Source organism: Propioniciclava sp. LT432, assembly GCF_059515965.1.
Genome location: NZ_JCAKNE010000053.1, coordinates 1 through 13,920 on the forward strand (window position 1 = coordinate 1; position 13,920 = coordinate 13,920).

The 13,920-nt window shown below is 67.5% G+C and carries 14 protein-coding genes; 10 read left to right on the forward strand and 4 right to left on the reverse strand.

The window, feature by feature from the left end:
- Positions 1-127: 127 nt before the first annotated feature.
- The 4 genes from AC5YDV_RS19015 to AC5YDV_RS19030 all read left to right on the forward strand — a co-directional run bounded on the left by AC5YDV_RS19015 (position 128) and on the right by AC5YDV_RS19030 (position 4,289).
- Positions 128-1,378: a tyrosine-type recombinase/integrase gene (locus AC5YDV_RS19015; RefSeq protein ID WP_496184457.1), complete on the forward strand. Its 1,251-nt coding sequence runs from the start codon at positions 128-130 to the stop codon at positions 1,376-1,378.
- Positions 1,375-2,328: a tyrosine-type recombinase/integrase gene (locus tag AC5YDV_RS19020; protein ID WP_496184456.1), complete on the forward strand. Its 954-nt coding sequence runs from the start codon at positions 1,375-1,377 to the stop codon at positions 2,326-2,328. The genes AC5YDV_RS19015 and AC5YDV_RS19020 overlap by 4 nt, the downstream gene beginning before the upstream one ends.
- Before the next feature lie 6 nt (positions 2,329-2,334).
- Positions 2,335-3,324: a tyrosine-type recombinase/integrase gene (locus AC5YDV_RS19025; RefSeq protein ID WP_496184455.1), complete on the forward strand. Its 990-nt coding sequence runs from the start codon at positions 2,335-2,337 to the stop codon at positions 3,322-3,324.
- Positions 3,325-3,581: 257 nt separating this feature from the next.
- The gene (locus AC5YDV_RS19030; RefSeq protein WP_496185110.1) at positions 3,582-4,289 is read left to right on the forward strand and encodes a hypothetical protein; all 708 of its coding nucleotides are present in this window, start codon (positions 3,582-3,584) and stop codon (positions 4,287-4,289) included.
- 248 nt (positions 4,290-4,537) lie between these two features.
- Here AC5YDV_RS19030 and AC5YDV_RS19035 read toward each other — a convergent pair whose 3' ends face one another.
- On the reverse strand, positions 4,538-4,723 hold the full coding sequence (locus tag AC5YDV_RS19035) for an excisionase family DNA-binding protein (protein ID WP_496185109.1): 186 nt from the start codon (positions 4,721-4,723) through the stop codon (positions 4,538-4,540).
- 391 nt (positions 4,724-5,114) lie between these two features.
- On the opposite strand from AC5YDV_RS19035, the gene AC5YDV_RS19040 reads away from it, so the two are divergent.
- From AC5YDV_RS19040 to AC5YDV_RS19065, 6 genes are all read left to right on the forward strand, one after another.
- Complete coding sequence (locus AC5YDV_RS19040) at positions 5,115-5,669, forward strand: hypothetical protein (RefSeq protein ID WP_496185108.1); 555 nt, start codon at positions 5,115-5,117, stop codon at positions 5,667-5,669.
- 350 nt (positions 5,670-6,019) lie between these two features.
- Positions 6,020-6,568 (forward strand): hypothetical protein, encoded by a 549-nt coding sequence (locus tag AC5YDV_RS19045; protein WP_496185107.1) that lies wholly within the window; start codon positions 6,020-6,022, stop codon positions 6,566-6,568.
- An 11-nt stretch (positions 6,569-6,579) separates the two neighbouring features.
- The gene (locus tag AC5YDV_RS19050; protein ID WP_496185106.1) at positions 6,580-7,254 is read left to right on the forward strand and encodes an SAF domain-containing protein; all 675 of its coding nucleotides are present in this window, start codon (positions 6,580-6,582) and stop codon (positions 7,252-7,254) included.
- Positions 7,255-7,257: 3 nt separating this feature from the next.
- Positions 7,258-8,073, forward strand: a complete 816-nt coding sequence (locus AC5YDV_RS19055; RefSeq protein WP_496185105.1) for a hypothetical protein — start codon at positions 7,258-7,260, stop codon at positions 8,071-8,073.
- A complete protein-coding gene (locus AC5YDV_RS19060; RefSeq protein WP_496185104.1) occupies positions 8,070-9,644 on the forward strand; it encodes a TadA family conjugal transfer-associated ATPase in 1,575 nt (524 codons plus the stop codon). The genes AC5YDV_RS19055 and AC5YDV_RS19060 overlap by 4 nt, the downstream gene beginning before the upstream one ends.
- Positions 9,641-10,543: a type II secretion system F family protein gene (locus tag AC5YDV_RS19065; RefSeq protein WP_496185103.1), complete on the forward strand. Its 903-nt coding sequence runs from the start codon at positions 9,641-9,643 to the stop codon at positions 10,541-10,543. The genes AC5YDV_RS19060 and AC5YDV_RS19065 overlap by 4 nt, the downstream gene beginning before the upstream one ends.
- A gap of 8 nt (positions 10,544-10,551) precedes the next feature.
- Here AC5YDV_RS19065 and AC5YDV_RS19070 read toward each other — a convergent pair whose 3' ends face one another.
- From AC5YDV_RS19070 to AC5YDV_RS19080, 3 genes are read right to left on the reverse strand one after another with little or no spacing between them, the layout of a single operon-like run.
- Complete coding sequence (locus tag AC5YDV_RS19070; RefSeq protein ID WP_496183013.1) at positions 10,552-12,324, reverse strand: site-specific integrase; 1,773 nt, start codon at positions 12,322-12,324, stop codon at positions 10,552-10,554.
- Positions 12,321-12,650 (reverse strand): helix-turn-helix domain-containing protein, encoded by a 330-nt coding sequence (locus AC5YDV_RS19075; protein WP_496183014.1) that lies wholly within the window; start codon positions 12,648-12,650, stop codon positions 12,321-12,323. The genes AC5YDV_RS19070 and AC5YDV_RS19075 overlap by 4 nt, the downstream gene beginning before the upstream one ends.
- 4 nt (positions 12,651-12,654) lie before the next feature.
- Entirely contained in the window at positions 12,655-13,755 is a 1,101-nt protein-coding gene (locus AC5YDV_RS19080; protein WP_496183015.1) for a tyrosine-type recombinase/integrase, read from the reverse strand.
- Positions 13,756-13,920: the final 165 nt, after the last annotated feature.

A 13,920-nucleotide genomic window follows, 5' to 3' on the forward strand; every position in this document is an offset into this window, starting at 1 on the left:
GCTTATGCCGACGTCTGGGTTATGCCGACCTTCGTGGCGTGTGGCCTTGTGAATCCCGGTTTGTCCGGGGCGGTTGTCGGCATAATCCTGTAGGTCCAACCTTCTCCTGATGGGAGGAGGACGGGTCATGGGTGATCTGGTACGTGAGGGGCCTGCGGCTGCTGGTGGGCAGATGAGGATCTGGCCTCGTCGTGATGCTGGTCCGCTCGCCGCGGTGATGGCCGAGTTGATCGACTGGCTGGTCACGGAGGGGTACGCACCGACGACACAGCGCAACCTGGTGCGGGCGGCGGCTCGGCTCGGTGCATGGCTGGCCGCTGCTGGTGTTGAGCTTGCGGACGTTGACGCTGCGTGCGTGTTCGGCCTTGTCTCAGGGGACAACGAACGCCACCCGGAGCATCGATCCGCCAACGAGAACGTCTCGGCCGTCGTTAGGTTCCTGCAGGAAACCGGACGCCTCAAACCGTCGCCTGTCGACACGGCGCCGCTGCGACCGGCAGAAGCCTGTCTTGCCGCGTGGTTGCGGTTCCTGGAGGTCGAAGAGGGACAGGGTGCCAGTTGGCTCTACAAGGCCCGCCAGATCGGGGAACGCTTCCTGCCGCTGGTCGAAGACGAGGACGGGGACCTCCACTGGGAACGTGTTGACGTCGTCATGGTCAACGAGTTCCTGGTGCGTGTGGTGGCCGGCTACTCCTCCTCCACCGCGCAGAGCAGGGCGGCTCTGCTCCGTGGTCTGCTCACCTGGGCCGCAGCCAACGGGTGGATACGGGACGGGATCGTTGACGGGGTCCTGTCGCCGCGTCGTATCCGGGCCGGCCTGCCGAAAGGCCTTACCGACAGCCAAGTCGCCGCGTTGAAGAATGCCGTCGATCGGGACACTGTGGCGGGCAAGCGGGACTGGGCGATCATCGTCATGCTGGCCCGCCTAGGCGTGCGTGTCGGTGAGGTCGCCGGGCTGAGGCTGGACGACCTCAACTGGCGCGAACCCTCGTTGCGGGTGGTTGGTAAGGGCGGCCGGGTTCTGGTCCTTCCGATGCCCGTCGACGTGGGCGAGGCGCTGGTGGACTACCTCCGGGTCCGTCGCGCCGATCGCGGTGAACGGGCGGTGTTCCTCCGCTGCCTGCCGCCGTTGACGGCGCTGCATCGGGCCGGCGTGGGGGATGTCGTCCTCAGGTACGGCCGACGTGCCGGCCTGGACGGCGTGTACGCCCACCGTCTTCGACACACAGTCGCCAGCCAAGTCCTGACCGGGGGCGGAACCCTCCGGCAGGTCCAAGAACTCCTCGGCCACGCCGACCCGGCCTCGGCGATGACCTACGCCCGCGCCGACATGACACCGCTGCGTCCGCTGGCGCCCTCCTGGGGCAGCCTGCCATGACCACCACCCCTTCGGTCGATGTTGGCCTGTGGACGGTACTGGAGGTGTACCTCACCCAGCGGCGGGCGCTGGGATTCCGGCTCGTCGAGGAAGAACGCCACGCCCGACGTTTCCTCGAATGGCTGCAGGCCCATGGCCACGCGGGTACGTCCTTTAGCGTGGCGCAGGCGTTGAGTTGGGCGCAAGGGGACGGCTCGTTGAAGAACTCCTACCAGTGCCAACGCCTCAGCGCGGTCCGCGGCCTGGCCCGCTACTGCCATGCGATCGGCCTGGACGTCCAGGTGCCGCCAGCCAACGTGCTGCCTACCACCAGGGACCGGCGCCGGCCCCACATCTACACCCAGGGCGAGGTCGACGCACTGATCGATGCCTGCCCGCACGCGTTCACCCATCCGTTGGTGCAGGCCACGATGGCCGCCGTCATCGCCCTACTGGCCGTGACCGGGATGAGGCCGGGCGAAGTCGTGCGACTCCGCCTCGGCGACATCAACGTCGAGGACGCCACCCTGCTGATCCGGGCCAACAAGCACGGTCCCGACCGGCTCATCCCGCTGCACCCCACCACCCTCGACGCCCTGGCCGGCTACCTGGCCAGCCCGCACCGCCAAGCCGCGACACCTCCGCTGGAGGGAACCCTGTTCGTCACCACCCGGGGCAAGGCCTACCAGCGGGCGACCGTGGAGGACCACTTCCAGCGGATCCGGGCCGCGACCGGCATCACTTGGGAAGGGCACGCCCCCTGCTTGGTAGACCTGCGGCACACCTTCGCGACCCGGCAGATGATCCGCGCCTACACCACTGATGCCGGTAACCCGGCTGCGACGCTCGGTCTGCTGGCCCTCTGGCTGGGCCACTCCGATCCGTCCCACACGTACTGGTACGTCCAGGCCGTCCCGGAACTGCTGGCCCTGGCCGCCCACCGCGTCGACACCACGAACACGACGGAGTGACTCACGATGACCTACCTCGCCACCGTCCTGCAGGCGTTCTTCACCGACTACGTCCACACCCAGCGCGGCCTGGCCGCGAACACCATCGCGTCCTACCGCGACACCTGGCGCCTCCTGATCAAGCACCTGAGCGTCACGACCGGGACCAGCGCCGACCAGCTCCGGCTCGAAGACCTCGACCGCGGCACCGTCACCGGCTTTCTCGACCACCTCACCACCCACCGTTCCAACACCGCAGCGACCAGGAACGCCCGGCTCAGCGCGATCCGCGTCCTCCTCGCCCACACGCTGCCCGACCACCCAGAACACGCCGATTCCATCCGTCAGATCCTCGCCATCCCACCCGCCAAGACCACGAAACCCCTACTCAGCTACCTGACCGAGGCCGAAACCGAAGCCCTGCTCGCCGCGCCGGACACCACGACCTGGACCGGCCGACGTGACCAGATGATGCTGGCGTTGGCGATCAGCACCGGGCTGCGGATCAGTGAACTGATCACCCTGACCACCAGCAGCATCCACACCGGGACCAGCCCGTACGTCGAATGCGAAGGCAAGGGCCGCAAACACCGATCCACCCCGCTCAGCGCGACGATCGGCGACCAACTGCGCGCCTACCTTCAAGAGCGGAGCACCCGGCCCGGGACCGCCCTGTTCCCCGGCCCCCACGGCACCCCGCTATCCCGTGACGCGATCGAACACCGACTCGCCGCCCACGTACACACCGCCACCACGTCCTGCCCGAGCATGGCCGGCAAACACATCACGGTCCACACCCTGCGGCACACCACCGCCATGAACCTCCTCCACGCCGGCGTCGACATCATCGTCATCGCCTTGTGGCTCGGCCACGAGCAGACCTCCACCACCGACGTGTACCTCCACGCCGACACCCGACTCAAGGAGGACGCCCTCGACAAGACCAGACCACCCCACGTCACCCCGGGCATGTACACCCCGCGAGCCGACATCCTCGCGTGGCTCGAAACCCTCTGATTATGCCGACAACCGCCCCGGACAAACCGGGATTCACAAGGTCACACGCCACCAAGGTCGGCATAACCCAGACGTCGGCATAAAGCATCAACGGTTTGATCGAGCTCCACCGACGCATCGCCCGCGGCTTCCGCAACCGCGAGAACTACCGGCTACGCATGCTCCTCATCGGCGGCGGACTCACCCTCGACCCACCGCAGGTATGAAGAGCCCGATTGCCCGGGTACGGAAATGCGTGGCTGAAGGTGGCTGCTGGCGTGCTCGCGGCATCCATCCCCATTCTGGAGTTCTGGCATGGTGCCGCCTTCATACCGAGCCAGACCGAAGTCGCACTCCAGCAGCGCATCGCCACCAGCTTCGGACCGGACCGTCAAGGTGTGCTGAACTTGACCATCTCCAACCCAACAAAGGCGCAAGTCCTCGTCCTGGCCAGCCGACTGGACATCTGCTATTGGAAGAGAAGCGCAACGGTTGTGTACCCCCCCGATGGATCGGAGCTGGGGTGCCAGAAGCATCGCCCAGTGAGCGCCCAAAGTTGGGTTTCCGCAGAGTCCGGTCTCCCGTGGCAGAAGGCACTGAATCCTCCTTCCGATGCCGACATCGTGAGCGTTCGGGCACGTATCGCTTTCGCTCGCGGGGACCGCCTACGGCTGTCGGCGACCTCCGCCAAGTCAGAGAGTCTCGGTACTTGCGTTGACATCGAAACCGTTCCTGTCCTGGAAGAGTCCAGAGTCAAGGCGCTTGCCCAGCAGGACAAGTACTTGACCTACGCGGATCGCGACAATGATGGCGGCCTCGACTACTTCCTCCATGCGGCGCCGTTGACGACCTGCACGCCCGAGGCCGCCGATACCGAGCGAGACGATCCTCAGGGGCTGTCCCGGTACTACGGCGTAACGGAGCAAACGGTCATCTACGAGGCGCCCATCACCGAGGAGCAAGACAGTCCTTCGAAACCGGGATGATGCACACACTGGGCACGCCAGCGGCCACATCTACCGGCCACGACAGCAGACCGTGCACGGATAGTGTGCCTCGAGCGGACTGTCCTGTAGTGCCGCCAGTGACGCGTTGTTAACCGCCTGCCAGGCGAGCGTGTTTCTGGAGGGAGACAGTCCAGAGTGTTCGATGCCGTACGTGGAAGTGCCCCAGTCCAAGTGGACGGGGCACTTCCTGGTTGTTGGTAGCAGGTGAGGGCTGCTGCGAGACCGCCTCACACCTCCGCGGTGCGCAACGGGCGGAACAGGCGGTCGACGTCAGCGGGGTCGACGCGCAGAATCTTGGATCCGTCGCGGTAGGCCCGCAACTTGCCGGCGGCGATGCGGCGACGCAGTGTCTTAGTGCTGAGGGAGGTCCGCTCGGCAGCTTGGGCGAGGGATTCGTAGGTCTTGGGGGCCATGGGTGTCTCCTTCCGTACCTCCCTATGCGCATGAACTCCGTGTTCAAGGACATGCGTCTCCACAAGTCGTAGGGCGCAGGGCCTCTCGCAGCGGCGGGCCCAAGCCGAAACACCCTACGAAAGTGCTAGTGCCTCCGCCAAAGGTAGGAATCTCGCCCTCAAGCTCGGCTCAGGGATGACGTCGAGCGGATCCGGGGTTAGCGTAAGCGCACCCAATTTCCGAAACGTGACAAGCAGAGACGCACCTTCAGGCGTTGATGCCCCACCCCCGTTTGCCGCCACGAGGGCCATCCCGACGACGACACCCCCGGCTGTGAACTTCAAAGATTCATCGACGGCGCCATGTCCTTGAACGGCGATTCGTGCGCATAGGGGGACAAGGAGGAACAGCATGCGCGATCTCAAGGTGACCACCACCGTGGCGCTGGCGTGCGCGTTGGTGGTCCTCTCAGGGTGCGCTTCGCAGCCTTCGACTCCGAGCCCTGCGACGACGGTCATGCCTTCGTCCGCCGTCACTGCGACGCAGCCAACTCCGACGCCTACCCCCACGTTGTCGGTTGGCCAAGCCGAGGCGGCCAAGGTCGTCAAGGACTTCTACGAGGTCCAGAACCAAGTGGCATCTGACCCCGAGGTGCCGCTCAACGCCCTTTACGCCGTAGCAACCGGAGACCTGGCAGCCGAGCGGCTCAAGACCTATCAGCAGTACCGCGGCGTCGGCTACCGCCAAGTCGGCAATGTGCTGGCTGAGGTGCGCACTGTGGACGGCGAGGTGGCCCCCTTCGTCGTGGACGCGTGCGTGAACACGTCCGAGGTTGACATGGTGGACGACCAGGGCAACTCCGTCGCCGGTGGAGGGCCGGCGCTCGTTCTGCACCGGTTCACGGTTGTCGCTCTGGGAGCCGGGCTGCGCGCCACTTCGGATGAGGTGGTGAGCCTCGAATGCTGAGGAGACGCATCACAACGCTGTGGGGGATTGCCCTATCTGTCCTGGGCTTGGCTCTGACACTCAGCATCCCAGCGGCCGCCGAGGGCTTGGTCCCCACCTGTCCTGAAGGCAGGGTTTGGAACGGATCGATGTGCGTGATGGTCATCCCCACGCTCCAGCCCCCCTTGGCCGAAGCAGCGCCAAAGACGGGCAAGAACCCAAGCGCTCCTCGAAAGTGCATGCTTGGCGGGGTTGACATTGACTGCTTCACCGAGCTCGGTTCTTGGGACAGTGGACGTCAGTGCTACGTAGCGCCTCTTACCCCGCAGCCCCCACTTGGTGATCCGCGTTGGGAGACCCATACGGACGGTGTGGTTCTTGCGTGCGCCCATCCAACCAACCGCGTCAATCTGTACACGTTCTGGGCGCCCGATGCGGGCGCGACGGTCGACGTCGACGAGTTGGCACGTCAGCTCCGGGCGAGCATGGAGTTCACCCCCGTCCAGATCGGGATCGTGCCGGAGCCCGGCCCGGACCGGATGGGGCTGATCGGGCTGCCGACGTGGTTGTGGGTTGGGAACCCGGGTGCCACGACTTTGGGTCCGCAGACCCGTTCCCTGTCCAGCGGCGGGGTCACGGTCACGTTGACCGCGCAGGTGACGTCGACGCGCTGGGAGATGGGGGACGGCGGGGTCGTGAACTGCGCCACCGCTGGCACGCCGTATGAGGACCGCTTCGGCGCGTCGCCCTCCCCGACGTGCGGCTACCGGTACTCGGAACAGGGCAACTACACCGTGACCGCCTTGACGAACTGGCAGGCCAATTGGCGGGCCAGTACCGGTGACCAGGGCGTGTTCACCTGGCAGGTGGGCAGCTCAACCTCGATCCGGATGGGCGAAGCCCAGGCCCTCAATCGATAAGGAACCTTCTCGTGAGCGCAACCACCCCCACCGCAGCACGCAAGCCTTCCAAGGCCGATCGCACGTCCGACACCAAGGAATTGCTTCCATCACCGGCCCCGAAGCTGCGCAGGCGGCCCCTGCTGATCGTGATCTCAGTGGCCCTGGTCCTCTTCGGCGCTGTTGGTGGCGTGTGGGCCTGGACGGCGTCGACCTCGACCGTCGAGGTGGTCGCCGTCCGCACCCCGATCGCCCGTGGCGCGACGATCACGGCTCAGGACCTGGTCCTAGTGCGGATCAACCCCGATCCGGCGCTGCCGGTGATCCCGGGCGGCGACCTGGAGGGGATCGTCGGCCAGCGCGCCAGCACCGACCTCGTGGCTGGCGGGTTGTTGTCGCCGGCGCAGGTCACCGCGGCCCTGCCGCCGTCCTCAGGGATGTCGGTGGTCGGGATCTCGTTGAGCGTGGGGCAACTGCCCGGCGAGCCGCTCCGGCCCGGCGACCAGGTCCGTCTGGTCCAAACACCCGGCGATCAGGCCGAACTCACCGGGGAGCCGTTCGCGATGGCGGCCGAAGTGCTGGGGGTGCATCACGGTGACACCCAGGTGGTGGTGGACGTGCTCGTCTCCTCGGCGCGCGCCCCCGAGATCGCAGCCCGCGCCGGCACCGGGAAGATTTCCGTGGTCCTGGACGCCCGGGAGCGCTGACCGATGGCCATCTACACCTTGACCTCGGCATCGGGGTCCCCAGGGGTGACCTCGACCTGTCTGGCGCTGGCCATGTCGTGGCCCCGGCCGGTCACGCTCGTGGAGGCCGACCCGACGGGCGGATCCAGCATGCTGGCCGGGTACTTCCGGGGAACGGTCGACCAGCCCGGCCTGATCCACTTGGCGATGGCGCACCGGCAAGGGCAACTCGCCTCCACCTTGCCGACCCTGCTGCTGCCGCTGGAGGGCAGCAACGCGCAGCTGCTGGCCGGCACGCGGTCACACGACCAGGCCGTCGGAGTGGAGGGCCTGTGGGGGCCGCTGCTGGAAGCACTCCGGCCGCTGGCGGCAACCGGTCAGGACGTGATCGTCGACGCGGGACGGCTCGGACTGGACGGGTGTCCCCTGCCGCTCGTGCTCGGCGCCGACGTGACGGTCCTGCTGACCCGCTCCAGCCTGCCAGCGGTCTCGGCTGCGCGTTCGTGGGCGGCCACGCTCAACGCGGGGGCGGCCGGGGCGTGCGGAGTCGTGGTGGCCGGAGCGGGGCGCCCCTATTCGACCAAGGAGATCTCCAAAGTCCTGGAGCTCAACACCTTGGGGGAGGTGGCGTGGGCCCCCAAGGACGCCTCGGTGTACTCCGACGGTGCCGCCTACCCACCGCCGGGTGGGCTTGCACGTCTCGTGGGCCGGACCAGCCGGCAGGCGTTCGCCCGTTCGGCCTACCACCGCAGCATCGTGGCGTTCCGCGAGACGCTCCAGCAGGCGTCCGCCGCTGGCGACGACCTGCTGCCGCGTGAGCTCGAGGAGGGTGCGCGATGACCGACCAGATCAACGGCCGGGACCTGCAGAAGCTACCGCTGTTCAGCGGCACCCTGTCCACTACTGCCGAACCGCGGCGGCCCGGTCGCGTGCGCGGCAACTTCCGGCTCGGCGAACCGCTGAGCAGCAGCGCTGAGGCAGGTCCCGCGGCTCCGTCCCGTCCCGCTGGCTTTGGGGGCGTGAGCAGCGAGGAGCTGTCTGCGTGGGTACGGCAGCGCACGGTCGAGGGTGAGGTCGACTGGTCGTTGGTGGCTGCGTTCCGCGCGCAGGCCTCAGACCAGCTGACCCGCCTGCTCGGCGAGGACCGCACGCACGTGAGCAAGGAGGCTCAGGAGGAGCAGGGACGCACGATCGTGCTGGAGTTGTTGGACGCCGCCGCGGCGGAGGCTGTGTTGGCGGGTCGGCAGCCGTGGTCGCCGGTCATGCAACAGCGCCTGGCCCAGGCAGTGTTCGACTCCTTGTTCCGGCTGGGACGCCTCCAACCCCTGGTGGATGACGACACCGTGGAGAACATCATCATCAACGGGTGTGACCAAGTGCGTCTGGAACACACCGACGGGACGATTACAGTTGGGCCGCCGGTCGCGGAGTCCGACCAGGAGCTCATCGAGTTCCTGGCCTTCCTCGCCTCACGGTCGGAGGTCAACCCGCGGCCCTTCTCTGAGGCGCAACCGTCGTTGGACCTGCGTCTGGACGGCGGCGCGCGGCTCGCGGCCACCGCATGGCTGACGCCCCGGCCGGCGGTGTCCATCCGCCGGCATCGACTCATGCGCGTCACGTTGGACGACATGGTCCAGCGGCAGCTGCTGTCCCCGCTGGCGGCGTCCTTCCTGCGGGCGGCGGTGCGAGCGAAGAAGTCGATCGTGGTCGCCGGCGTCCAGGGTGTGGGGAAGACGACGTTGGTGCGGGCGTTGTGCGCTGAGATCCCCCGCGATGAGATCTTGGGCACCTTCGAGACCGAGTATGAACTGCACCTGCACGAGTTGCCCGAGCAGCACGATGTGGTGTTCGCGTGGGAGGCGCGTGCCGGCTCCGGTGAGCGCGGCATGGATGGCCGGATCGCGGGCCAGTACTCCACCGCCCAGCAGATCCGCGACAGCTTCCGCTACATCCTGAGCCGCCAGATCGTCGGCGAGGTCCGCGGGGCTGAGGCGTGGGACATGCTGAAGGTGATGGAATCCGGTCCGGGTTCGATCTGCACCACCCACGCCACGGACGCCGAGGGCACGATCGGCAAGCTGGTCACCTGTGCGATGGAGTCCGGTCCGCAGGTGAGCGCCGAACTTGCCGTGACGAAGTTGGCCCAGGTCGTCGACCTGATCGTGTACATCCGCCTGCAGAAGACCCGAGGGGACCGAGGGGCGCAGAAGCGTCGGTGGATCTCGGAGATCGTGCACGTCACCCCCGGTGAGAACGAGAAGCGCTACGCGCTGACCCACGTGTTCCGCGAGCCTCCCGGTGCGTCGGGTCGGGCGGTGGCGCACGTGCTGCCCGATGAGCTGCGCGAGTTGGCGTCGGAGGGTTTTGACCTGCACGGCTTCCATACCGAGGCGAGCGGGGGACTGCGATGATGCCACTGGTCGCGGCCCTGTCCGGGGCGCTGGTCGTGGCCGGTCTGCTCGGCGTCATTTGGGGGCTGGTGCCTCGACCGGAGCCGGCCGCCAAGCCGGACCGTGTGCCGGGCCGTCAGCGTTGGTGGCAGCGGCTCTCGCCGCGCACCCGGTTGGCCGCCTTGGTGGCGCTGGCCTTGGGTGTGCTGATCGCGGTCCTGACCGGCTGGATCCTCGCGGTCGTCGTGCTTCCGTTGGTGGTGCTGGGTTTGCCGTACGTGGCAGCGACCTCGACCGAGAAGGAACGCATCGCCAAGCTTGAGGCGCTGGCTGAGTGGACCCGGAGCTTGGCCGGGGTGTTGACGGTCGGTGTCGGGCTGGAGCAGGCGCTGGTGGCGACCCTGCGCTCCACCCCGGAGGCCATCCGTCCGGAGGTGGGCCGTCTGGTCGCCCGGCTCAACGCGCGTTGGCACACGGAGCCGGCGCTGCGTCAGTTCGCCGACGAGTTGGATGATGCCACCGGTGACTTGGTCGCCGGTGCGCTCATCCTCAGCGCCCGCCACCGTGGCGCCGGGCTGGCGGCGATCCTGAACGGGCTGGCCGAATCAGTTGCCGACGACGTGACCGCCCGCCGGAAGATCGAGGCCGACCGCGCCAAGCCGCGACAGACCGCCCGGCTGGTGACGATCATCTCTGTTGTGTTCCTGACCGGGCTAGCCCTGTCCGGACCGTTCATGGCGCCCTACGCCACCCCGCTGGGACAGCTGGTGCTGGGCGTCCTGCTCGCCTGCTACGCCGCGACGTTGGTGTGGATGCGCCGGATGACCACCGGAAAGGCGCCAGCCCGGATCTTGGCTGAAAGCCATGGGTTCAGGATTACTGAAGGATCCTCCGCCTTGAACCCAAGGGTAGGTCACTGATGAGCCGCTCACGTGTTACCTGGGGTTCGGGAACTGGGGGGTACGGGTGTGTGGTCCTCAAGGTCGGGGTGGGTGAGGGTGCTCAGGTAGTGCGCGGCGGTCTCGATGGTGATGCCGAAGAAGTCGCAGAGGCGACGGTGGTCGCCGCCGGCGTTGACCTCGGCGAGGATGCGGTCCTGGCGCATTGCGCTGGGTGGGATGCCGAGCTTGTCGGTGAGCCAGGGGACCCGGACGGGTTCGAGGGTGGATGCGGACCGGCTGTGCACGAGGAAGTGCGGGTTGATGCTGCCGGGCCAGCGGTGGTGTCGGTGGAGGAGGTACCGGTCCAGCGTGGCCTTGGTGGCGTGGGCGAGCAGGATCGTGCGGTCTGGCAAGTGGATCCGGTGGTCATGGATGTCGACCAGTTGGAGGGCGCTGGCTTCGGCGGGCCGCAGCCCGTGGACGCCGATCAGCGCGGTGATCGCGGCGGTGGCTGGGTCGGGGGAGTTGAACAGGGCACCGAGCACGGCGGTATCGGTGGGCATGGGGATGCGTCGCTCGAAGTTGCCCATGTTGAGTTGGGCGGTCGGGTTGACGAAGAGCACGTGGTGTCGCTTGAGGGTGGTGAAGATCGAGCGCAGCGCGGCGCCCAGTTTGGCGCGTGGGGTGCCTTCGCCGGGCAGGGCGGCGAGGATGTGCGTCCGGCTGATTTCGCGCAGCGATTGATGGCCGGCTGCTGCCCAGGTGAGGAGCGTCGGCAGGGCCCATCGCGTGCGGAGCTTGATCGACTGGTCGTGGCGCGGTCGGCTGCGCGGCGGGGTGGTGCTGCCGTGGTGCAGCACGTTGAACCAGATCAGCAGTTCGTCGGCCATGGGGTCGGGCAGGCCTTGGAGTTGGCGTTCGAACCAGGCGTCCAGCGTCGAGGTGCGGTCGTCGATGAGCATCCCGGCGTCTTGCAGGACGAGGAGCGCGAGTCGGACCCGGAGGCGGTGTCCGATGAGGTCGAGGACGTGGCTGGCGCGGATGGGTGGGGCGGTGATCTGGTGCTTGGCCAGCAGGACCCGCAGCGTGATCCGGGTCTTGAGGGATTGCCGTTGGGTCCAGCCGTGCCGGGCGGCCATGTCGAGGGCATGGTCGTCGAGTTGGGTGGCGAATTCGTGGTTGGGTGGCTCGCCGACACCGTGGCGGCGGGCGGGATCTTCGACCGGGTGGTAGTCGAACAGGCTGGGTTGGTCGGCGTTCGTCGATGGAGGGCCGGTATCGGGTGCTTCCAGGGGTGTGCCGGGCAGCGGCAGTTGATCGCGGCGACGTCGGAAGTCACGGCGACGGTGCGGTCGGTATCCGTTGCGGTATCCGCTCATGTCGGCGAACCACAGCTGTTGTCCGCCGCGGTTGGCGGTGACCACGTCGCGGGGGAGTCCGTACTGGGCTTGGTTGTAGAGGGTCTGCATCCAGCACAGGCGGCAGGCCTGGTGCTCGTTGATGGCGAGTTCACGATGGCAGCTGATGCACACGCCCTCGACGGGATAGCGGTGACGCCAGCCGCGGCAGGCTTGGCAGGTCCATCCGCGGAGGCGGGTGACTCCCCAGGCCAGGCAGTCGCGGCAGGAGTCGGGCGGTTGGGGTGCGAAGGGATGGCATTGGCGGCACAGCCGGCCGGCCCAGTAGTCGCCGGTGGCGCCGCAGCTTCGGCAGGGAAGCGGTCGGCCGAAGCTGCCGGGTTTGCAGTCGTAGCACCAGCGACGCTTGACGTAGGCCTCGGGCTTGCGTCCGCAGCCCTCGCACGTCTTGGGGGCGGTCACGCGGGTGGCTTGCTGCGGGGACGCCCCGTTGTCGGCGCTCGCCGTCGGGCGGGTGCCGTGGGTGAGGCAGCTGCCACGGCCTTGACGGCTTGTTGCCGGGCGGTCACTGCGTCGGGTTCGCACACGAGGATGTCGGTCGGCTGGCAGCCGAGCACGAAGCAGATCACATCGAGGTCATCGAGCCGGATGGTGGTGGGTGTTCCAGCCCATAGCCCGGACATCTTCCCGGCACTGATGTCGAGGCCGGCCTCGGCCAGCCGTCGGCGTAGTTCGGTGGATTTCCAGATGCCGGCCTCGGCGGCCTTCATCCGCAGGTTCCAGCGCATGGGTTCATACCTCCTTGTGGGGTGCGGGGTGGGTGATTCGATCCAGGGTCCGCTGGTTGGCGGCCGCCCAGGACGCTTCGATGTGGGTGGAGTGGACGTGGATGTACTGGGTTGTGGTGGACAGCCAGCTGTGACCCATCAACTCCTGGATGGCCTTGAGTGTCATGCCCTGCTGGTACAGGTGCGATGCGCAGTAGTGCCGCAGGACGTGGGGGGTGAGCCGTCGGCTCCAGTCCGGCAGCCACCGTTCCACGGCGTCGGCCAGTCCGGTGCGGAGTGCTTCGGTGCCGAGCCGGGTGCAGTGGCCACTGAGCCGGTCGCGTCGTTCGCTGGGCAGCAGCGGGGCGGCAGGGTCGTCGTAGTCGTCGCCGAACTGGTGGCGCACGTCGGTCAGCCACCACTCCAACAGTGCGTCGACGTCGTCGATTGCTGGCACGATTCGTACTTTGGCGCCTCGGCCCCGGCTGCCCTTGCCGTGGCGGACGTGCAGCTTGCCGTGGGGACCAAGCTCGGGATGCCAATCGGCGACGTCCAGCATGACCGTCTCGTTGATCCGCAGACCGAGCCGTCGCCACAGGGACGCGGCCAGATAGTCCCGGGCCGCTGGAAGGTACTTCCGGCTGTCGGGCAGCGCATCGCGCCACCCGTCGAACAAGGCACGGATCTCGTCTGTCCGCGGGGGAACCCTGGTCGCGGTGGCGGCGGCGATCGCCCTGGGCCGGTTGAACTCGTCGATGGGCTGGACGACGACCTGCCCGAACAGGGCATGGATGTCGCCCTGGTACCGAACGATGACGAAGTCGTAGAACTTGGCCAGCGTGCCCGCTCGAGCGGCGACGGTCGACTTGGCGAGCCCGCGCTGGGTTCGTGCCGCACGAAGGTACCTGTCGGCGTCCTCTACCTGCGCGGTCCACAGCGGACGACCCAGGAACCGTGTGAAGTCGAAGATCGCCCCGCGTTCGGCGGCGGCCGTCCCATCGGTGAGCCCGGCAGCACTGAGGGCCAGCGAGTACTGGTCGATGAGTTCCTGCTCGAACTCCTCGGCGTCGATCCGGCTACGCGAACTGCGCGCCGACTCGACCGACCGCACTACCGCGAGCGCCATACCCCAACCTCACAAACCTCAACGAGTTGTCGAGAACTTAGCATGAACGTCAGGAATCATGACGCACGGTCAGGATGGCGTGTCGGATCCCCCTCCCGTCATCAGTCCAAGTCACCGGCCCACCACACCACACGGTCCCTCGCGGAACTGAATGGTGTTGAAACA